The 19,647-nt window shown below is 71.0% G+C and carries 17 protein-coding genes and 1 tRNA gene; 4 read left to right on the top strand and 14 right to left on the bottom strand.

The window, feature by feature from the left end; all coding sequences use genetic code 11:
• Positions 1–58: 58 nt before the first annotated feature.
• Positions 59–346 carry a hypothetical protein gene (locus ACILR4_RS13795; RefSeq protein WP_395701436.1) on the bottom strand — a complete coding sequence of 96 codons (288 nt, stop codon included), beginning with the start codon at positions 344–346 and terminating at the stop codon, positions 59–61.
• 237 nt (positions 347–583) lie between these two features.
• Here ACILR4_RS13795 and ACILR4_RS13790 point away from each other — a divergent pair, with 237 nt between their 5' ends.
• Both ACILR4_RS13790 and ACILR4_RS13785 read left to right on the top strand, forming a co-directional pair.
• Positions 584–928, top strand: coding sequence for a YciI family protein (locus ACILR4_RS13790; RefSeq protein ID WP_395701443.1), 345 nt, complete (start codon positions 584–586; stop codon positions 926–928).
• Positions 929–939: 11 nt separating this feature from the next.
• Positions 940–2,166, top strand: coding sequence for an RNA polymerase sigma factor (locus tag ACILR4_RS13785; protein WP_395701435.1), 1,227 nt, complete (start codon positions 940–942; stop codon positions 2,164–2,166).
• A 15-nt stretch (positions 2,167–2,181) separates the two neighbouring features.
• On the opposite strand, the gene ACILR4_RS13780 is transcribed toward ACILR4_RS13785, so the two are convergent.
• From ACILR4_RS13780 to ACILR4_RS13750, 7 genes are all read right to left on the bottom strand, one after another.
• Positions 2,182–3,654: an MFS transporter gene (locus ACILR4_RS13780; RefSeq protein WP_395701434.1), complete on the bottom strand. Its 1,473-nt coding sequence runs from the start codon at positions 3,652–3,654 to the stop codon at positions 2,182–2,184.
• A complete protein-coding gene (locus ACILR4_RS13775; RefSeq protein ID WP_395701433.1) occupies positions 3,621–5,636 on the bottom strand; it encodes a putative bifunctional diguanylate cyclase/phosphodiesterase in 2,016 nt (671 codons plus the stop codon). The genes ACILR4_RS13780 and ACILR4_RS13775 overlap by 34 nt, the downstream gene beginning before the upstream one ends.
• 89 nt (positions 5,637–5,725) lie before the next feature.
• Positions 5,726–7,141, bottom strand: coding sequence for an amidase (locus ACILR4_RS13770; protein ID WP_395701432.1), 1,416 nt, complete (start codon positions 7,139–7,141; stop codon positions 5,726–5,728).
• Positions 7,138–8,400 (bottom strand): MFS transporter, encoded by a 1,263-nt coding sequence (locus tag ACILR4_RS13765; protein WP_395701431.1) that lies wholly within the window; start codon positions 8,398–8,400, stop codon positions 7,138–7,140. The genes ACILR4_RS13770 and ACILR4_RS13765 overlap by 4 nt, the downstream gene beginning before the upstream one ends.
• 41 nt (positions 8,401–8,441) lie before the next feature.
• Positions 8,442–9,383 (bottom strand): DMT family transporter, encoded by a 942-nt coding sequence (locus ACILR4_RS13760; protein ID WP_395701430.1) that lies wholly within the window; start codon positions 9,381–9,383, stop codon positions 8,442–8,444.
• A 197-nt stretch (positions 9,384–9,580) separates the two neighbouring features.
• Entirely contained in the window at positions 9,581–10,561 is a 981-nt protein-coding gene (locus ACILR4_RS13755; protein ID WP_395701429.1) for an SOS response-associated peptidase family protein, read from the bottom strand.
• 38 nt (positions 10,562–10,599) lie between these two features.
• Positions 10,600–11,310: an RraA family protein gene (locus ACILR4_RS13750; protein ID WP_395701428.1), complete on the bottom strand. Its 711-nt coding sequence runs from the start codon at positions 11,308–11,310 to the stop codon at positions 10,600–10,602.
• A 128-nt stretch (positions 11,311–11,438) separates the two neighbouring features.
• Between ACILR4_RS13750 and ACILR4_RS13745 the strand changes: the two genes are divergently transcribed.
• Positions 11,439–12,350 carry a LysR substrate-binding domain-containing protein gene (locus tag ACILR4_RS13745; protein ID WP_395701427.1) on the top strand — a complete coding sequence of 304 codons (912 nt, stop codon included), beginning with the start codon at positions 11,439–11,441 and terminating at the stop codon, positions 12,348–12,350.
• Here ACILR4_RS13745 and ACILR4_RS13740 read toward each other — a convergent pair.
• Positions 12,347–12,793 (bottom strand): GNAT family N-acetyltransferase, encoded by a 447-nt coding sequence (locus ACILR4_RS13740; protein ID WP_395701426.1) that lies wholly within the window; start codon positions 12,791–12,793, stop codon positions 12,347–12,349. The two genes, ACILR4_RS13745 and ACILR4_RS13740, sit on opposite strands and share 4 nt — an antisense overlap.
• A gap of 317 nt (positions 12,794–13,110) precedes the next feature.
• Here ACILR4_RS13740 and ACILR4_RS13735 point away from each other — a divergent pair, with 317 nt between their 5' ends.
• Positions 13,111–14,424, top strand: a complete 1,314-nt coding sequence (locus ACILR4_RS13735) for an MBL fold metallo-hydrolase (protein ID WP_395701425.1) — start codon at positions 13,111–13,113, stop codon at positions 14,422–14,424.
• 139 nt (positions 14,425–14,563) lie between these two features.
• Here the strand turns inward: ACILR4_RS13735 and ACILR4_RS13730 are convergent, their stop codons facing one another.
• The 5 genes from ACILR4_RS13730 to ACILR4_RS13710 all read right to left on the bottom strand — a co-directional run bounded on the left by ACILR4_RS13730 (position 14,564) and on the right by ACILR4_RS13710 (position 19,635).
• Positions 14,564–15,682: a hypothetical protein gene (locus tag ACILR4_RS13730; RefSeq protein ID WP_395701424.1), complete on the bottom strand. Its 1,119-nt coding sequence runs from the start codon at positions 15,680–15,682 to the stop codon at positions 14,564–14,566.
• A gap of 233 nt (positions 15,683–15,915) precedes the next feature.
• A tRNA-Phe gene (locus tag ACILR4_RS13725) sits at positions 15,916–15,991 on the bottom strand.
• A gap of 36 nt (positions 15,992–16,027) precedes the next feature.
• Positions 16,028–16,726, bottom strand: coding sequence for a response regulator (locus ACILR4_RS13720; protein ID WP_395701423.1), 699 nt, complete (start codon positions 16,724–16,726; stop codon positions 16,028–16,030).
• 6 nt (positions 16,727–16,732) lie between these two features.
• On the bottom strand, positions 16,733–19,081 hold the full coding sequence (locus tag ACILR4_RS13715) for an ATP-binding protein (protein ID WP_395701422.1): 2,349 nt from the start codon (positions 19,079–19,081) through the stop codon (positions 16,733–16,735).
• The gene (locus ACILR4_RS13710) at positions 19,078–19,635 is read right to left on the bottom strand and encodes a DUF4390 domain-containing protein (protein WP_395701421.1); all 558 of its coding nucleotides are present in this window, start codon (positions 19,633–19,635) and stop codon (positions 19,078–19,080) included. The genes ACILR4_RS13715 and ACILR4_RS13710 overlap by 4 nt, the downstream gene beginning before the upstream one ends.
• Positions 19,636–19,647 lie beyond the last annotated feature (12 nt).

Genomic DNA, 19,647 nt, shown 5'->3' with positions numbered 1-19,647 from the left:
AGTCCTCAGTCGTCAGCAGCACAGCAGGACAGTGTGCCGCAGCCGCCGGGCCGCGATCTCAATGTGGCTTGCGCGGACCCTTGAAGGACTTGGGCCGGTAGACGTTGCCCTCGCGGTCCACCGCCTGGCGGCGCGCGCGTTCGATGGCCTCCTCGGCGGCGCGGGCGGCGTTCTTGCGCGCGGTGGGACGCCAGCGCAGCAGGCGCTGCAAGCGCTCGCCCGTGCCTTGCGAGGCCCGCCGCATTGCGGCATCGAAGGCCTGGCGCCGGCGTGGCGCCACCACCATGCGCAGCAGCATCGCCAGGCACACCACCAGGCCGATCACGGCCAGCACCTTCTGAATCACGCCCGCTTCCTCTTTCCTTGCCGCCCTGGCCATCCCCACCCCGTGGGCACGGGCAGACACGAACCATCGTAGCGCTTGTCGCGCGCGGGCCCCTGCCGATGGCCACAATGCCGGAGGCCCTTGTGATTTTTTTCAAGCCGGCTGTCGAACGGCGGCCGGCCATCGCGTCATTGACATGCCGGGTTCGTGACGAACCGGCATCCCACCTCAACACCGATGGAGCCCCTCGTGAAGTACATGCTGATGATCTTCTCGAACGAAAAGGCCGAGGCCTCGATGACGACCGGCGACAGCGCTGCCCGCCACGCCGCCTACGGCGCCTACACGCAGGCCCTGATCCAGGCCGGCGCGATGGCCGGCGGCGAGCGCCTGCGGCCGACCACGACCGCCACCACCGTGCGCGTGAGCGGCGGCAGAACCGAGGTGCTGGACGGTCCCTATGCCGACACCAAGGAGCAGCTCGGCGGCTACTACCTGATCGAGGCGCCCGACCTCGACCAGGCCATCGCCTGGGCCGCGCGCTGCCCCGCCGCCAGCCATGGCACGGTGGAGCTGCGGCCGGTGTGGCCGATGGAAGGCTGACCGCCGCGCCCGTGGAAGTCGAACGCACCGCCGAGGGCGTCGCCCGCCACAGCTACGGCAAGCTGATCGCCTTCCTGGCTGCGCGCACGCGCGACGTGGCCGGCGCCGAGGACGCCTTGTCCGAAGCCTTCGCCACCGCGCTGCAGCGCTGGCCGGTCGATGGCATTCCGCAGGTGCCCGAGGCCTGGCTGCTGACGGTGGCGCGGCGCAAGCTGATCGACGCACAGCGCGTGCAGCGCGGCCAGGACGCCACCGCGCAGCAACTGCAGTGGCTGGCCGGGCTGTCGCTCGACGAGCCCGACGAGGCCGCGATTCCCGACGAGCGCCTGGCGCTGATGTTCGCCTGCGCGCATCCGGCGATCGAGCGCAGCGTGCGCGCGCCGCTGATGCTGCAGGTGATCCTCGGCTTCGACGCCGCCGCGGTGGCCTCGGCCTTCCTGGTGGCGCCGGCCACGATGGGCCAGCGCCTGGTGCGCGCCAAGGCCCGCATCCGCCAGGCCGGCATTCCGCTGCAGCTGCCGGACCGCGACGACCTGCACCAGCGGCTCGATGCGGTGCTCGAGGCCATCTACGCGGCCTATGCCGAAGGCTGGGCCGACCCCGCCGGCACCGACCTGCGCCGCCGCAACCTGGCCGAGGAAGCCATCTGGCTCGGCGCGCTGGTGGCCACGCTGCTGCCGGGCGAGCCCGAGGCCCTGGGCCTGCTGGCGCTGATGCTGCACAGCCATGCCCGCCGCGGCGCGCGGCGCGACGCGGCAGGCCGCTACGTGCCGCTGGCCGAGCAGGACCCGACGCACTGGGACGGCGCGCTGATCGACGAGGCCGAGGCCCTGCTGCACCGCGCCGCCGCCCTCGGGGTGCCGGGGCGCTACCAGCTGGAAGCGGCGATCCAGTCGGCCCATGCGGTGCGGCGCCTGACCGGCCGCGCCGACTGGGCGGCGATCGAGGCCTTGTACGAACGCCTGCAGGCGCTGACCGCGTCACCGGTGGTGGCGCTGAACCACGCGATGGCGCGCGCCGAGACGCAGGGCGCGGCCGCCGCGCTGGCGCTGCTGGAAAGCCTGGCCGGCGATGTCCGTCTGGCGCAGTACCAGCCCTGGTGGGCCGCCCGCGCGCAGCTGCTGGGGCGGCTGGGCGATGCGGCCGGCGCGGACGCGGCCTATGCGCAGGCCATCGGCCTGGAATCCGACCCGGCAGTGCGCGAGTTCCTGCAGGCGCGGCGGGACGGCCTGCGCTGAACCAGGCCGCTCACTTTAAGAACTATCCATCGCAGTGGCGTCACCCGCCGGCCGCATGCGCCAGGCCGCGATGGCGGCTGCCAAGGTCAGCAGCGCCATCAGCACGAACACCTCGTGGAAGGCGCGCAGCACGCCGTCGGGCCCCAGGGCGGCATAGGCCTGCTCGCGCCAGCCGAGCATGATGCCGACCAGGTTGACGCCGATCGCGCCGCCCAGCTGGCGCAGGAAGTTCACGGTGCTGGCACCGGCGGGAATCTGCGGCGGCGGCAGCCCGCGCATCGCACCCAAGTTCAGCGAGGGGATCACGAAGCCCAGCCCGATGCGGCCCAGCACCGCCCAGCCGACGATCCAGCCGATCGCGCTGCCGCGACCGATGCCGATCATCAGCACGAAGGACAGCGCCATCACGCCTAAGCCGGCGGCAATCGCCAGGTACACCGGCTGCCGGTCCGCCAGGCGGCCGGCCAAGGGGATCACGACCGCCAGCGCCAGCCCGGCCGGCACCAGCACCGCCCCCACCTGCGAAGGCGCCAGGCCCAGCGCCACCAGCATGAACACCGGCAGCAGGTAGGTCGACCCGAACAGCCCGGCGCCGTAGACGAAGGCCACCACGCCGGCGGCCGAGAACACCGGGTGCTTGAACAGCCCCAGCGGCAGCAGCGGTGCCGGCACATGGCGTTGCCGGCGCACGAACAGCGCCATCAGCACCACCGCCAGCGCCACCGTGGCCACGCCCAGCCAGGGCCGCGGGCCCTGCAGGTCGACCAGGCCGTTGAGCAGCGCGCCCAGGGTGCCCGACAGCAGCGCCAGGCTGAGGGCGTCCGGCGGCGGCGCGCGCCGGTCGATCGGCTCGCCGCCCGGCGCGCTGTGCGGCAGGCAGCGCCGCGCCAGCTCGGCCGCGACCACGCAGAACGGCAGCACGAAGAAGAAGATCGCGCGCCAGCCGAACCACTCGATCAGCACGCCGCCGACGCTGGGCCCGATGGCCGGCGCCAGCACGGTGCCGAAGCCGAACAGCCCCATCGCACGACCCTGCTCGTGCGGCGCGAAGGCGCGCATGATGACCACGCCCGGAATCGTCTGCAGCACGCCGGCGGCCAGGCCCTCGACCACGCGCATGGCCAGCAGCATCTCGACGCTGGTCGACAGCCCGCCGGCCAGCCCGCCCGCGCCCAGCAGCACCAGCATCGCAATGTAGCTGCGGCGGTAGCCCCAGCGCCGCAGCAGCCAGGGTGTGGCCAGCATCGACATCGTCATTGCCGCCATAAAGCCGGTGGCCAGCCACTGCGCCTGCTGTGGCCCCAGGCGAAACACATGGCTGATGGCCGGCACCGCCACGTTGATGGTGGTGGCCGCCATCACCGCGGCCATGTTGCCGATCATCACGGTGACCAGCGCCCACCAGCGCAGGCCTGGTCCGAAGCGCGCCTGCAGCGCGGCGAGTGATCGCGGGTCTACGAGAGGCTGCTTGTCGTCGCCATCGGCCATGGGCCGCATTGTGCGGGCGCCGCGCCCTCGGCGCCTTCGTGCCGCAGCGCCTCGGCCGGCATCGGCCGGCCGAGCAGGAAGCCCTGGAACTCGTCGCAGCCCTGGGCCTGCAGCAGCTGCAGCTGCGCCGCGGTCTCGACGCCTTCGCCATTGACGCGGATCGCCAGCGCATGGGCCAGCGAGATGATCGAGCGCACGATCAGCTGCACCTTCGGGTCGCTGTCCAGGTGCTGCGTGAACGCGCGGTCGATCTTGACCTTGTGGAACGGGAAACGCCACAGGTAGGCCAGGCTCGAGTAGCCGGTGCCGAAATCGTCCATCGCGATGCGCACGCCCATCGCGCCCAGCTCGTCGAGCGTGGCCATCACCGCCTCGGTGTTGTGCAGCAGCAGCGACTCGGTGATCTCGAGCTCCAGCCGTTCGGGCGCCAGGCCCGAGTCGGCCAGCGCCTGGCGCACATCGGCTAGCAGGTCGCCACGGCGGAACTGCACCGCCGACAGGTTCACCGCCACCGTCAGCCCGGCGGGCCAGCCGGCCGCGGTGTGGCAGGCGCTGTGCAGCACCCAGCGGCCCAGCGCCTCGATGCTGCCGGTTTCCTCGGCCAGCGGGATGAACTCGGCCGGCGACACCGCGCCGCGCACCGGATGGCGCCAGCGCAGCAAGGCCTCGTAGCCGGTGAGCTGGCGGCCTTGCGCACCGCCGAACAGCGGCTGGAAGTGCAGGCTCAGCTGCGGCGTGCCGATGGCCGCGCGCAGCTCGGTGGCCAGCTGGCGGCGGTTGTCGTGCTCGCGGTCCAGCGCCGCGTCGTAGAAGCTGAAGCCGCCGCGGCCCATCGACTTCGCGCGGGCCAGCGCCAGGTCGGCCTTGTGCATCAGGTCGTCGGGCGTGTGCGCATCGACGCCATGGATCGCCGCGCCGATGCTGCAGCCGCTGTGCACCGGCGCGCCGGGCAGCGGGAACGGATCGGCCAGCGCCGCGATCACGCGCTGCGCCAGCGTGGCCACCGCCTCGGGCGTGCTGACGCCGGACAGCAGGATCGCGAACTCGTCGCTGGCCAGCCGCGCGACGCGGTCGCCGTGGCGCACCAGCTCGCGCAGGCGCTCGCCCACCAGGCGCAGCATCTGGTCGCCGGCGGCATGGCCCTGCGCGTCGTTCACTTCCTTGAAGTGGTCGAGGTCCACGCACAGCACCGCGAAGCCGGGTCCGCCGCCGGCCTGGCGCCAGGCGGCCTCGTCCAGCGCCTCGCTGAAGCTGCTGCGGTTGAGCAGGCCGCTGAGCACGTCGTGGTGCGCGAGATAACGTTCACGTTCAGCGTCCCGGCGCAGGCCGTGCGCCCGCTGCCACCACCAGGCGCCGGCCGCGGCGGCCAGCAGGCCGAGCAGCCCGAACACCGCGCCGGCCACGATGCCGAAGGCCGAGCGGATGCGCCGCTGGCGCTCGGTCTGGTCGACGTAGACCTCGACCACGCCGATCACCCGGCCGGCGCTGCGGATCGGCACATAGGCTTCGCTGTAGACCGCGGGCCGCGTGCCATCGGTGTCGTGGCGCAGCTCGACGATCGGACGGCCGTGCAGCACCGCCGCGCGCACCGCCTCGTCGCCATGGCCGATGGTGTTCAGCCGCGCCACCTCGGCGGTGGGCCGGTCCAGGTCGTCGGACACCAGCACCGCACGGCCCTCGCGATCGAACAGCTTGAAGCGGAACACCTCCTGCACGCGCCGGTGGCGCAGCAGGTCGCGGTGCGCGGCCGGGCTCAGCGGCTCGCCGGCCAGCAGCGGCGCCAGGTCTTCGACCGAACCGCTGGCCAGTTCGGCCCAGGCCAGCGCGGTGTGCTCGGCATCACGCTCGAGCAGCTGGGCCGAGGCCAGGCGCAGCAGCCACCACAGCAGCAGGCCGGTGGCGGCCAGGCCCAGCAGCAGCGTCGCGCCCCATGGCCATGTCCGGCCCGGCCATGCCCGGTTCTGACTTGCCCGTGATGCCAACACCGCTCCCGACGGATGCCTTCGCGACGCAGACCCGCCCGCGAAGCTCCCTGCAGTGATCGGCGCGCGCCCGTTCGTCTTGAGCGTTTTTACCGGCCGGCCAGCGGTGGCCGCGGCGCCGGGTGTGCAGTTTCATACGCCCGGGCCGCGCGCAGCACCAGCGCGTCGCCGAACATCGGGCCCACCAGCTGCAGGCCGATCGGCAGGCCCGCACGCGTCAGGCCGCAGGGCAGGCTGATGGCCGGCTGCTGCGACAGGTTGAACGGGTACGAGAACGGCGTCCAGCCCAGCATCGCCGCCGGGTCCATCGGCGAGTGGCCGGCGGGGCGCGCCTCGAAGGCCGGCACCGCGACCGAGGGCGTGGCGATCAGGTCGTGGCGCTGCATGAACTGGCGCAGGTGGCTGCCCAGGGCGCCGCGGCGCAGCACCAGCTGCTGCACCTGCTGGGCGCTGAATCCGAGGCCGAGCTCGGCCTCGGCGCGGAAGTCGGGGTCGGCAACCGCCTGCTGCTGCGGTGTCAGGCCCGACCAGACCGTGGCCGCGCCGACGAACCACAGGCCGGTGGTGATCTCCAGCGGATCGTCGATGCCCGGATCCACGGCCTCGACGTGGGCGCCCAGATCGGCGAGCACCTGCACCGCACGCTCGACCGCGGCGGCGACTTCCGGGTGCACGTTCTTCGCATAGCCCAGCGTCGGCGAGAAGGCGATGCGCAGGCCGCGCACGCCGTCCTCCAGGCCGATGCGGTAGTCGCGGCCATCGGGCGGCAGCGAGGTCCAGTCGCGCGCATCGGGCTGGCTCAGCACGTTGAGCAGCAGCGCCGCATCGGCCACGCTCATCGCATGCGGCCCCAGGTGCGCCACGCTGCCGTAGGGCGACAGCGGCCAGGCCGGCACGCGGCCGAAGCTGGGCTTCAAGCCGACATTGCCGCAGAAGGCGGCCGGGATGCGCACCGAGCCGGCGCCATCGGTGCCCACCGACAGGGGCCCCAGGCCTGCGGCCACGGCCGCCGCGGTGCCGCCGGAGGAGCCGCCCGGCGTGCGCGACAGGTCCCAGGGGTTGCGCGTGATGCCGGTGCGCGGCGAGTTGGTCTCGCCCTTGCAGCCGAACTCCGGCGTGCAGGTCTTGCCCAGCAGCACCGCGCCGGCTTCGCGCAGCCGCGCGGTGGCCGGCGCGTCGACGTCCCAGGGCTGGTCGGCGTCGACGGTGTGCGAGCCGCGCAAAGTGGGCCAGCCCTTGGTGAGGATCAGGTCCTTGATCGACACCGGCACGCCGTCGAGCGCGCCCTGCGCCTGCCCGCGCTGCCAGCGGCCGGTGCTGGCCTCGGCGGCGGCCAGCGCGGCCTCGGCATCGACCAGGCAGAAGGCATTGAGCTGCGGGTTCAGCCGCTCGATGCGCTGCAGCACCGCGCGCGTGGCCTCCAGCGGCGAGGCCTGGCCGCTGCGATACAGCGCTAGCAACTGGGTGGCCGTGCAGTCGCACAGCGACGTGGGCAGACCGGTCATCGTGCTCCTCCTTGCGCGGCCGGGGCCGCCGGTTGCTGGCGCCTTCGCTTCAGCAGCTGCAGGGTGGCCGCGGTGCCCAGCGCGGAGAGCGCCAGGCAGACCCAGATCACCGGCCCGTAGCCGCCGCTGCGGTCGAACACCCAACCGGCCAGCACCGGCCCGGCCAGGTTGCCAAAGGCCGCGCCGCTGTACAGCGTGCCCAGGATGCTGGAGACCGCCCGCGCGCCGAACAGGTCCATGCACAGCGCCGGCATCAGCGCCACCATGCCGCCGTAGCTCAGCCCCAGCCAGAGGGCAAACACCAGCATCGCGACATAGCCGTCGGCCGCGCCCCACAGCAGGTAGCTCAGGCCCAGCGAGGCCTGCGCCAGCGCCAGCGTCAGCGTGCGGCCGATGCGGTCGGCCAGCGCCCCGATCGCGAAGCGCCCGCTCAGGCTGCCGATGCCGATCAAGCCCACCAGGCCGACCGCGCGCGCCTCGTCAATGCCGATGTCGCGCGCCGAGACCGACACATGCGCAAAGGGGATGAACATCACCGGGCCGGCCAGCAGCACCGACAGGTAAAGCCAGCGGAACTCGCGGCTCGCCAGCGCCTGGCGCAGCGTGAGGCCCGGCACCACGCCGCGCGCGCCCTGCGCGGTGGCCGCCGGTGCGCGCTTGAGCAGCAGGGTGGCACCGCCGCCCAGCAGCAGCGCCCCCAGGGCCAGACCCTGCAGCGCACCGCGCCAGCTGCTGGCCGCGATCAACCCGCTGGCCAGCAGCGGCACCACCACCGTGCCGGCGCCAATGCCGGCGCTGGCCAGGCCCGCGGCCAGGCCGCGGCGGCGCGTGAACCAGGGCTGCACGCAGGCGATGGAGGGCGTGTAGACCAGCGCGATGCCGATGCCGATGCCCACCCCATAGGCCGCGTAGACCGCGCCCATCGAGGGCGCGAAGCTGCAGCCCAGCAGCCCGCCGGCGATGCACAGCATGCCGGCGGTGCAGACCACGCGCGGCCCGAAACGGTCGGCCAGCATCCCGCCGACCGCGCCGAGCACGAAGTAGATCAGCCCCGAGAGCCCGAACACCAGCGAGACATCGGCGCGCCGCGCCCGGAACTCGGCAGTGAAGGCATCGAAGAACGCGGCGAACGAATAGGCCACGCCGAAGATCACCGCCAGCGCGACGAAGCAGGCCCAGGCCACGACCCAGCCGTAGGCCGGCTCGTCGGGCACGGCCTGCGACGGCGCCGGGGTGACGGAAGCGGCAGGCTCACGCATCGTCGGGCCAGTGTAGGCGGGCGCCTGGCCGCGGGCGACCGCTAGGGCCGGCGCGCCGGCAGCAGCACCGCGGCAATCGACAGCAGGATCAGCGTGATGGCCGCACCGTCCTGCCAGTGCAGGCGTTCGCCCAGCCACCACGCGCCGGAGACGATGCCCAGCACCGGGATCAGCATCACGCTGGTGCTGGAGGCCACCGGCGTGAGCGTGCGCGCGAGGTAGAACCAGGCCGCATGGCAGTAGCCGAACACCAGCACGGCGTTGTAGACGATGGCGCCGAGCGTGGCCCTGCTGGGCAGCTGCCGCGGCAGCGGCTCGAAGGCCAGCGCCAGGCCGCACAGCACGACGGTGGTGATGGCGGTCATCCAGAACGAGATGGCCAACGTGGCCACGGCCGTGGGCGTGCGGCGCAACTGCTGCGTGCCCAGGCCCCACACCAGCGCGGCCACCAGCACCGCGCCGGCGGCCAGCGGCGCGCCGCTCAGCCGCGTGAACTCGTGCCACAGCAGCAGCAGCACCGCGATGCCGGCGGCCGCCACGCCCAGCCCCTGCCGCAGCGTGAGCCGCTCGTCGAACACGAAGCGGCCCCACAGCGCCGAGAACACCGGCATCGTGTAGCCCAGGATGGCCGCGCGGCCCGAGCTCAGGTGGGGCAGTGCAAGGATCAGGCACACATGCCACACCAGCATGTTGGTGACGCTCAAGGCGCCGATGCGCCGCCACTCCGCGCGCGGCACCCGGAAGGGCACGCGCAGCAGCTTCAACGCCAGCGCCAGGCAGGGCAGCCCCCCCAGCAGCGACAGCGCGCGAAAGGTGAGCGGCGGCATCTCGCTGACGGCCGCCTTCATGATCGGCCAGTTCAGGCCCCAGAACAGCGTCAGCAACGCCAGCACCCAGACATGGCGCGCCGACAGCACGGGGGCGGTGGCAGCAGGCGCTGCGCCCGCGGGCGGCGCCAGCACGACAGGGGCCGGGTTCTGCATCAGCGGGATTGTCGGCGCAGCGGCCGGCGCCCGAAAAATCGCCACGCGCACCGAAGGCCGATGCGCGTGGCGTGAAGACCGGACGCCGAAGGGAGGGAGGGACAGGAGGAGTGGGGCGCCCGATGTCCTGCAGTGTGCCGGCCGCAGGTGTCGGGCTGTTGTCCGGTCGCTGTCAGGCTCGACACATCGTGAGGCGCTCAGGCCGCCAGCCGGTGCTCGTAGTACGGCCGCTCGCGGTCGTCGAGGATGGCCTGCAGGCGCTGCGGCGTGCTGGCCTGCGGGTTCAGCCACTCGTCCAGGTGCTCGGGCTTGATCGGGATGATGCAGCGGTCATGGCCCGCGGCGGCCACCTCGGGCGGCGGCTCGTCGGTGATGGCCGCGAACGACAGCAGCTCGCGCTCGCCCGGCGCGGACCAGCGCGACCACAGGCAGGCCACCAGCATCTCCTGCGTCGGGCGCGGGCGGAACTCCAGCACCTGGTTTTCCGGCGCCTCGCCCGGTGCCAGCTCGCGCCCCTCGACCTTGTGGCGCGGCACGTTCTCGTAGAACGCGTTGGCCACCATCACCGCATGGGTGTGGCCGAACTGCTTGCGCCAGAAACCCTGCAGGTTGTCGCGCCGGGCGTTGTAGGTGCCGGGAAACCTGGTGTCGTAGAACGCCGGCACGCCGGCGGGCCGGCAGCCATAGCGCATCGGCTTGATCACCCGCTGGCCGTCTTCCCACACCATCACCGGCGCGTAGTGCAGCGGGAAGATGCGGGCATCGCGTTCCAGCGCCTCGGTGCGGCCCAGGTCGGCCAGCCAGCCCAGGATGCGGCGCACCTTGTCGCCGGCGATGCGCTGGTCCTCGGCGGCCTTCTTCGTCGGCCTGCCCTGCAGCGCGCGCTCGGCGTCGGCCAGGCGCTTGCGCTGCTTGAACAGCTCGGCCTGCAGCGCCAGCGCCTCGCGCGCATTGGCTTCGTCGATGTAGCGCTTGATCAACCGCTCGTCGTCGGTCTGCGGGTCGACGAACGCCAGCTCCATCGCCTTCGGGATCTTCGGCTTGGCGCCGCGGCCCTGCGTGCCGCCGTCTTCCCATTTCCACCAGAACAGCTCGACGAACTCGCGCAGGCTGATGCGGGCCTGCCACTCGCGCACGTAGCGGCGGTAGTCGGCACGGATCTGGGCGGAATAGCACATCGCGGCCGATTGTCGACGGGCGCGACGCGGCCGCGCAATCACACCTCGCCCGCGGCCTCGATGTCCTTCAGGTGCTGCCGGAAGCCGTAACCGGAATCGGCCGCGCGCCGGGCCAGGTAGTCGGCGAAGCGGACCTGCTCGCGGTACGAGCGGCCCGCGCGCATCGCCGCCAGCTGCCGCGCCTCGGTGGCCTTGTAGTGCGCGGCCGCGGCGACGATCTCGGCAAGCCGCGCCCGCGGCAGGAACAGCACGCCATTGGCATCGGCGACGACCACGTCGTCCTGCGTCAGCCCGTGCGGCCCGACCTGTGCGCGCTCGAAGGTGTCCGGCGGCCGCGGGTGCAGCCGCTGCGGGCCGGTAGGCAGCGCGCCCAGGCTGAACACCGGAAAGCCGATGTCGCGCAGTTCCTGGCTGTCGCGGTGCAGGCCCCAGATGACGATGCCGGCCAGGCCCGCGGCCTGTGCCTCCAGCAGGACGATGTCGCCGATGCAGGCCTCGTCGTGCCGCCCGGCGTTGTCGATCACCAGCACTTCGCCGGGATGTGCGCGTTCCAGCGCCTCGAGGAACACGTCGATGCTGCCCGCGTGCCGGACCGGTCGTACCGGGCCGCGGCAGGCCATGCCCGGCGCCAGCGCCTGCAGCGCGGTGGGCGCCACGCGGACGGGCACGCCAACGCGCAGGCAGCCATCGCAAAGGTGCGGTGTGGTCAGGCCCTCGAGTCGGGCGGTGTCGTCGGCTGGATGCGTCATGGCGGTCTCGTCGGGTGGATGCAGGCCATTGTTCGATTCCCCCGCGTGCCGATTCGGACATCTGGGCGCGCTGCGCGCGACGAAAAATCATTCGTGAGAATCGATGCACGACCCACCGAAAGCGCCCCATGTCCGTCCCGCTCGTCCGCATGCCTTCGCTCGACCTGATCAAGGGCTTCGTGGCCGTCGGTCGGCGCATGAGCGTCAGCCAGGCCGGCGACGACCTGTGCGTCACGCAGTCGGCCGTCAGCAAGCAGCTGCGAGCGCTGGAGGAGGCGCTGGACGTGCGGCTGCTGCAGCGCGGGCACCGCAAGGTCTCGTTCACCGTCGAGGGCGAGCGGCTGTTCCGCGCGGCGGACGCGGCGATCCGGCAGCTGCAGGAGGTCGTGGCCAGCCTGCGGGACCCGGGCCGCCGCCCCGTCACCCTGACCGCGAGCCTGGGCGTGAGCGGCGTGTGGCTGCTGCCCAGGCTGGCGCAGCTGCGGCAGGTGCATCCCGGCATCGACCTGCGCGTGGTCGCCAGCAATGCGGTGATGGACCTGGCCGGCAGCAACGTGGACCTGGCCATCCGCTATTGCGCCGACAGCCAGGCCCCGCGCGGGGCCATCCGCCTGTTCGGCGAGACCATCGCGCCGGTGGCCAGCCCCGCCCTCGCATTGCACCCGACGGGTTGGAGCCAGCAGCTTCAGCAGCACGTGCTGCTCGAATTCGAGGACCGCCGGCCGTGGCTGCAATGGGCCGACTGGCTGGCCCCGCAAGGGCAGCAGCCGATGCAGGCACGCGGCCTGCTGCGCTTCAACCACTACGACCAGGTGATCCAGGCCGCCGTCAGCGCACAGGGCATCGCGATCGGCCGGCTCGAGCTGGTGCGCGATCTGGTCGAGGCAGGTCAGCTGGTGGTGCTGGCCGGGGACGGACCGGCGCGCCAGACCTCGCACGGCTTCTGGCTGATCCAGGCCGACGAGCATGCGCGCAGCGACGTGGCCTGCGTGGTCGACTGGCTGCTCGCGCAGTCAGGGCCGGGCGCCGCCGCGGCCTAAAGCAGGCGGTAGTAGACGGCGAACGCGGGGTCCTCGCGCCAGCCATTCGCCTCGTACACCTTGCGGGCCTGGGTGTTGGTGGCTTGCGCCGTCAGCACCATGCGGAGCGCACCGATGCGCCGCGCGTGGGCGGTGGCCTGCTCGAGCAGTGCCCGGCCCACACCCTGCCCCCGCACCTGCTCGTCCACGTACATATCGTTCAAGATGAGCGTGCGCTTCAAGGCCAGCGACGAGAAGGCGGGGAACAGCTGTGTGAACCCCACCGCCTGCCGGTCCCGCCGCGCCACGAAGATCACCGATTCCAGATGATCGAAGCGCGCCAGCAGGAACGCGTGGGCGGCCGCCGGATCGCTGTGCTGCCCGTGGAAGACGCGATACGCGTCGAACAGCGGGACCAGGTCGTCCAGGTCCTCGAGGACCGCCTGCCTGACGACAACGGACATGAACTCCCCCTTCGCGCCGCCCGGCCGGCCTGTTCCCGATGAACGACAGCTTAGCGTCGACGGGGCGTGGCACCAGGGCATCGCCGGACAGGGGCGATGCGCAATCCGACAGTCATCGGCCAGTCAGGAACATGGCGTGACCAGCACGGACGGGATAAGGGTTTCACTGAGTCTGTGTTGATTTGAACAACTCGATTCCCCACTCCTAGGATCAGTCGGCCATCGCGATTCCGCCTGCGGTCTGCGGGCGCTGCGTCGACCCAGACAAGCGCGGGCGCGGGACGGTGAAACCATCCATATCTCTGAAGGAGCACTCCGTGAAGCTCAGGTTCTTGTCAAGGTGCGCCTTGGCCGTACAGGCCGCTGCGGCCGTCGCCGTTGGGATGTCTGGATGCGGGGGGAACGACGACCCGCCATTCGAACCGGGAAAGCCCGCCGCCTTCACGCCGCTGGCGACGCTGGTGCCGGCGAATGCCAGCGAGCTTGACAAGCACATGCAGATCGCACGAACGGCATGGGCCAACAACAGCGACATCACGGCTCCTTACTGGTGTTCGAACGCTGGCCAGGGCAGCAATCCCCTTCTGGCGGACCGTTCCGTCATTCCCATCACGGAGCTCTTCGATGGCTTCTACTTCGTGGGAACCGTGTCCGTCGGTCAGTACGTGATGAAGACACCGGATGGCGGATACGTTTTGTTCGACACGATGAACAATGCTGCCGATGTCCAGAACATCACGATTCCGCAACTGCAAAGCGCAGGAATCGACCCGGCCAAGCTGCGTGCCCTGATCGTCACGCACGGCCATGGTGACCACGACGGTGGCGTGCTGGAACTCCAGTCCCGGTACAGCCCCGCGACCACTGTCGTGGGATCGGCGGACTACGGCGCGAACAAGCCGTATCAGGCGACCGTCCAGGTCAACAGCAGCGATCTGAATCCGCACACGCTCAACGTCGCGGGACTCACGATGACGGCCTTGGCGACACCAGGCCACACCCCCGGTACCACGAGCTTCATCCTGCCGGTCACCTACAAGGGTGAGCAGCACAAGATCGCCTACCTGGGCGGTTCTGCATTCCCCGGCACGGCCGCAGCAGCCTTGCAGTACATGCGCGCCGCGGAAACGATGTATCAACAGGCCAAGGCGCAGAAGGCGGACTCGAGCATCAACTCGCACTCCTTCGAAGACAAGACCGCGGACCGGATCAAGGCGATTCGTGCGCAAGGTGGCATTGCAAGCAGCAACCCGATGATCATGGGAACCGAGAAAGTTCAGCTCGCCTTCGCTACCCTGCGTGCCTGCTCCGCCGCCCAGCTGTCGGTGCGGGACGGCACCGCCAAGAATCCGGTGTGGCGTCCGACCAAGGTCGAGTTCTATTCCGGGGGCTTCGGCGGAACCGGCCTGGTGGTGGCCGCCCGGGTCTCGAACTTCTTCAATGTCATTTCCGGCGGAGAGGTGAAGTTCACGGCTACCGATGGCCCGACGTGCACCGCGAAGACGGATGCGGACGGGGTGGCCATCTGCACCATGCAGGCGGCTCCTGGGCCGGTCACCGCCGAGTTCGCGGGGCTCACCGGGCCGGACGCCATCGAGCTGTCGAGTGCGGCCACTCGAACGGTGCGCTGACGCTACCGCGTCACGGCCAGACACTCGCCCCGCGCCCGCCTCAAGAGGGGCGGGCTTCAGGGGGCATTTCTGGCGCTCGCCCTTGTGAGCATGGGCTCATCGGCGGTGGACATGCCGTCACGATGGGACAGTCCAAGGCTCACCGATTCCGGCCGCTAGCGCGTCCAGGCGCTCCCACAAGCTTGGTCGTCGGCAGCAGGATCTGCTCCTCGCCCAGGTGCCCCGAATAGGTGGCGATCGTCGGCCCGTCGTGGTCGTCATGCGCATCGCCATCGTGACTTCCATGCGTGTCGAAGAGCTTGCACGTCGCCAGGCCACTGGCCTCGATGCGAGCCGTGCACGCCAGGTGTGCACCGCGCGCAATGGTCACTGAACCGTGGCGAATCAGTCGGCCGTGCTCATCCGTTGTCCGAACAGCCACCCTGGTCGCCGGGGGCTTCGCGCCGGCATCGAATGTCATCTGGACCGATGCCCAGCGGCGCAGGTTCGAACCGCGCACTTCACGTTCAAAGGCGGCGACCGCACAGCCACGCAGACCGGCGAGGGTCCGCAGGGCGCCGCCCTGCGTATCAGCGCGGGTGCGCGTTCGCAGCGACGCCTCGTCGTGACGACGAAGCCAGAAGCGTTGATCCGGCCGTTCCTGGAACGCGAGTTGGTACAAACGCTCCAAGGCCTGCAGCTGCGCCTTGGGTCCCGCGGTGGAGGGCGATGCAAACCAGACGAGATCGCTGTTCCGCTCACCGTCGCTGGCCACCGCAGCGAGCGGGAGCACCTGCGTGCCGAGGACGCTGGCGACGATCTGCACCTGCACGCCGTTGAGCTGAACTGCAGCGTACCGAACGTCCTCCGAGGGAAAGGAGAAAAGTGCGGAGCTGCCCGGCACCTTCGTGACCACGACATCCAGCACACCAGCGGAAATCCCCGATGACAAGGACGCCGCACCGGCCGGCGCACCAGGTTCCGCGAGCAGGCGGATTGCGCCGGTCGCACCGAAGTGCCTGATCGCGTCGCGAAGCCGATCGTTCGGAACCGAAGCGTCGGCGAGAAGAATCCTGTCCTTGCCAATCGTCAGCTGGTTGGCGGCTCGGGGCGCCGAGCCGACGCGCGCGCACCCCTCATGCGCGGGCGCCGCGGCAAACACGGGGCCGGCCGCGAATGACGCGGTCAATGCCATGCCGGCAATCCACTTCTCGTGCCCCTTTGCGCAGGCGGGTGCAGTGCGCCTTTTCACTACGGCGATCGTGGCGAGCAGCTTCATGGAGCAAGGAGCCTACACGCTGAATCCATTGGCAGCCGCGCTGAACCACCGGCGTGCACCGCGTCACGGACAGCGTCACGTCCGCTGCGATCGCCTTCAACAACGGCAGACCGGACCGCGTGCATGGTGTGACTGTCAGAAGACTGCCGGAAACGACCCTGCACAAACAAGAACGGCGACCTCATCGGAGGTCGCCGTCTTGGCGAAGTCGTTGATGCTCAACGACTTTGTCTTGGTGGCCTGGGGCGGAATCGAACCACCGACACGCGGATTTTCAATCCGCTGCTCTACCAACTGAGCTACCAGGCCGTGAATCTGGTCGAGCCCAGCAGTATAGCGGCATTTTCAGAGCACCCCGCCGCGCTTGTTGCGGTTCAGGTCCACGCCCAGCTGCTTGAGCTTGCGGTACAGGTGGGTGCGTTCCAGGCCGGTCTTCTCGGCCACGCGCGTCATCGAGCCGTTTTCCTTCGCCAGGTGGAACTCGAAGTAGCTCTTCTCGAACGCATCGCGCGCTTCGCGCAGCGGGCGGTCCAGGTCGAACATCTGCTCGGGCTGCGGGCCCAGCGGCACCGCGGGTGCGCTGGGCTGGCCGCCGGCGGGCAGCAGCAGGCCGGGGTCGCCGGTCAGCAGGCCGTCGGCGCGGTAGCCGTTGCCGGGCAGTGCGCCGGCGGGGCGCGGTGTCGGCTTGGCCAGCGCCTGTTCCACCGCGCGCAGCAGCTTCTGCAGCGTGATGGGCTTTTCGAGGAAGGCGCTCGCGCCGTACTTGGTGGCCTCGACCGCGGTGTCGATGGTGCCGTGGCCGCTCATCATGATGACCGGCATGCTCAGCATCGAGGCGGCACCCCATTCCTTGAGCAGGCTGATGCCGTCGACGTCGGGCATCCAGATGTCCAGCAGCACCAGGTCGGGCCGCAGGCGCTCGCGCACCGCACGGGCTTCGGCGGCGTTTTCGGCCAGCTCGACGGTGTGGCCCTCGTCCGACAGGATTTCCGAGAGCAGGCCACGGATGCCCAGCTCGTCGTCAACTACAAGAATCGTTGCCATGCGTGCTCACTGCCCCTGCGCGGCCTTGGCGCCAGCATCAGGTGACTTGTCGGAGGCCATGCCAGGAGACGGCATGGACGGAGAGTGGGGGGTCGGCGCGGGGGCAAAACCGGAAAATGATAGCGAAACTTGCGCACCGATGGCCGGACCCTCGCCGGCCGTGCCGGCGCCACCGGCCAGGGCCGCCGGATCCGCGTCGGCCTGCAGGTTGACGATGCGCACCCGCGCATGGTGCTCGTCGGCGATCTTCTTGACCACGGCCAGGCCGAGGCCGGTGCCCTTGACCTTGGTGGTGACATACGGCTCGAAGGCGCGCTTGAGCACCTTGTCGCTGAAGCCGCTGCCGTTGTCGCTGACCTTCAGGCGCACCGCGCGCAGCTCGCCGTTCTCGTTGCGAGCGATCTCGGTGGCCACGGTGACATGGCCATCGGGTTTGTCGGCCACCGCATCGAGCCCGTTCTGCACCAGGTTGTGGATCACCTGGCGCAGCTGCGTCGCATCGCCCAGGATGGCCGGCAGCGGCTCGGCCAGCCGCGCATCGAGCCGGCCACTTTCATGCGCCTCGGCGTACAGCGCCAGCACCTCGGTGACCAGCGCATTGAGGTCCAGCGGCAGCAGCTGCGCCGCCGGCAGGCGGGCATAGTCGCGGAACTCGTTGACCAGCTGCTTCATCGACTGCACCTGGGCCACGATGGTGGCCACCGAGCGCTGCAGCATCGATTGGTCGGCGCCTTCGAGCTTGGCCTCGAGCTTGTGCTGCATGCGCTCGGCCGAGAGCTGGATCGGCGTCAGCGGGTTCTTGATCTCGTGCGCCAGCCGGCGCGCCACTTCGCCCCAGGCCACCGAACGCTGCGCCGACACCACTTCGGTGATGTCGTCGAACACCAGCAGCCGCGCGCCATTGGGCAGCGGCGCACCGCGCAGCAGCAGGTTCACGGTCTCCTGCGGGCCGACCTTCAGCTCGTGTGCGTCCTGCCAGTGGTCGCGCTCGCCGGCCTCGGGGCTGGTGCGGTGCAGCTCGCTGCGCTGCCACACGGCCTGCGCGAACTCGGCCAGGCCTGGCACCTCGTCGAGGCGGCGGCCGCGGTAGGCCGACAAGGGCTGGCGCAGGATGCGCGTGGCCCCCGGGTTCACGGTGTCGATGTGCTGGTGGCGGTCGAACACGATCACGCCGGCGGTCAGGCTGTCCAGGATGGTCTGCAGCCGCGTGCGCGCGCCTTCGAGCTGCTTGACGCCACGCTGCACCTGCTCGCGCGCTTCGGCCAGCTGCTCGGTCATGCGCGCGAACGAGCGGGTCAGGCCGCCGAGCTCGTCGCGCGAGGCGAACACCGGCTTGGCGGTGAGGTCGCCGTCGGCCACCTGCTGCACGCCGTCGGCCAGCAGCAGCATCGGCCGCACGATCTGGTTGCCCAGCATCACCGCCAGCAGCAGCGCGCCGAACACCGAGAGCACCAGCGACAGCGTGAGCGTGCCGATGTACATGCGACGCAGCCCGTCGCGCGCGATGCCGCGCTGCTGGTACTCGCGGTACGCCGCCTGCACCGCCAGCGCATTGGCCAGCAGCTGCTGCGGCACGGGCTGCACCACCATCAGGTAGCGGTCTTCGGCGCTGACCAGGCTGAGCTCGCTGCTGGGCACCAGCGCCAGCGCGCGCACGCGCGCCGAGGGCCGCGCACCGGGCAGCGGTTCGTCATCCAGGCCTTCGAGCTGGCTGGCGCTGCGGGCCGACCTGGCCTGGCGCAGCAGCGCCGGCGGCGCCCGCTCGGGCATGATGGCCCCGGCAATCGCGCCGCCGGCGCTGGCCAGTGGCTGCCCGCCGGCACCGACCAGCACCGCCTCGCTGGCGCCCAACTGCTCGCGCACCCGCTCCAGTGCCAGCGGGCCGACGGCGGCACGGCTGTCGGCCAGGCGCTCGGCCGCATTACGGGTCTTGGTGGACAGGTCGGAGGCCAGCGCGTCCAGCGTGCCACGGCCCAGCGAGAGGCCCGCGTCCAGCGCGCCGGCCACCTGCACGTCGAACCAGCTGTCGATCGAGCGGGCGACGAACTGGTAGCTGACGGTGTAGATCAACAGCCCCGGCAGCACGCCGACCATCGCGAAGATGCCGGCCAGCTTGGCCAGCAGCCGGCTGCCGAACTTGCGCTGGCGCAGCCGCACCAGCAGGCGCGCGGCGGCCAGCAGGATGGTCAGCAGCAGCAGGCCGCCGACCGCGACGTTGACCCAGAACAGCCAGACGAAATGCCGCTCCAGCGCCCGCCCGGCGTTGCCGAGCGACAGCAGGTAGATCAGCAGCAGCGAGATGCCGAGCACCGCGATCAGCGAGACCAGCAGGGCCCAGCGCGTGGACTTTCTCATTCCAGCTTCAGCGTACGCTCGAAACCGAGCTTCCAGTCCTGCCCCAGGTCCAGCTGCATCGGGCGCGGCAGCTGGCTGTTGTCGAGCTGGAAGCTGAATTCGACGTAGTAGCGTTCGCCGGGCTCGAGCTTGTCAGCCTCCAGCAGGCGCCAGCCCGAGACGCGCGAGATCGGCGCCAGCGCCTCGGCCAGCGTGGGATAGCTCTGCGACAGGCCGCCCAGGCTGACGCGCCAGGACGCGGTGAGCGGCTGGTACGACAGGCGCCAGCTGCGCGTGATGCGGGCCACCCGCTCGTCGCGCCAGTACCAGCGGCTGCGCAGCACGATGGCCTGGGCGCTGAAGTACACCGGCACGCCGCGCTGCAGCGCGTCTTCCACGGCGCGCGACAGGCTGAGCCGGCCGCTGTAGTCCAGCGTGAGCCCACCGTCGGCGCGCGAGAGCTCGATGGTGGAGAACTCCACACCCTGCGCGCGGGCCCCCGCCGCCAGCAACAGGGCCGGCAGCAGGATCCGCAGGAAGATGCGCAGCAGGAGGTACGGCAGGTGGCGGCGCATCGGCAGCGCGGG

This window comes from Aquabacterium sp. (genome assembly GCF_044226965.1).
Lineage (GTDB): Bacteria > Pseudomonadota > Gammaproteobacteria > Burkholderiales > Burkholderiaceae_C > Pseudaquabacterium.
The sequence above is the reverse complement of the archived record's forward strand: the minus strand, read 5'-3'. Positions and strand labels throughout refer to the sequence as shown.